Here is a 952-nt window from a genome sequence, read left to right on the forward strand (position 1 = left end):
TTTTGGATGAGGTGTGGATAGGGGTGAAATGCCAATCGAACGTGGAGATAGCTGGTTCTCCCCGAAATAGCTTTAGGGCTAGCCTCATGGCAAGAGTGCAGGCGGTAGAGCACTGAACAGGGTAGGGGCCTATCCGGCTACCGAACCTAATCAAACTACGAATGGCTGTACTTATCCATGGGAGTCAGACTGCGAGTGATAAGACCCGTAGTCAAGAGGGAAACAGCCCAGACCAACAGCTAAGGTCCCCAATGCCGTACTAAGTGGTAAAGGATGTGGAGTTTCGAAAACAACCAGGATGTTGGCTTAGAAGCAGCCACCATTAAAAGAGTGCGTAATAGCTCACTGGTCGAGAGACTCTGCGCCGAAGATGACCGGGGCTAAAGTACGGAACCGAAGCTTTGGCATGTATGTAAATACATGGGTAGGGGAGCGTTCCTGCATGGGCGAAGCCTGACCGGAAGGACAGGTGGACAGGCAGGAAGTGAGAATGCCGGTATGAGTAGCGAAAAGAAAGGTGAGAATCCTTTCCACCGAAAGCCTAAGGGTTCCTGGGCAACGATCGTCGACCCAGGGTAAGTCGGGACCTAATCCGAGGCGAAGACGCATAGGAGATGGACAACAGGTTGAAATTCCTGTACCGACGTCGTCTGTTTGAGCGATGGAGTGACACAAGAAGGAAAGTTCGCATGCGATTGGAAGAGCATGTCTAAGCAGGTAGGTTGAATACCAGGCAAATCCGGTATTCTAAAAGCCGAGAAGTGATAGGGAGCCTGTAGAGATACAGGTGAAGGAACCGGGACTCGATTGTCAAGAAAAGCTTCTAGTGAGGACGACGCCGCCCGTACCAAAACCGACACAGGTAGGCAAGAAGAGAATTCTAAGGTGCGCGGGAAAACCCTCGTTAAGGAACTCGGCAAAATGTATCCGTAACTTCGGGAAAAGGATAACC

1 rRNA gene is annotated in these 952 nt (G+C 50.9%); it reads left to right on the forward strand.

Going from position 1 to position 952, the window contains the following annotated elements:
• Positions 1 to 952: ribosomal RNA gene (locus PGX78_RS08750) — 23S ribosomal RNA — on the forward strand; the annotation flags it as partial.

This window comes from Megasphaera sp. AF13-6AC (genome assembly GCF_027685385.1).
Taxonomy (GTDB): Bacteria; Bacillota; Negativicutes; order Veillonellales; family Megasphaeraceae; genus Megasphaera; species Megasphaera micronuciformis.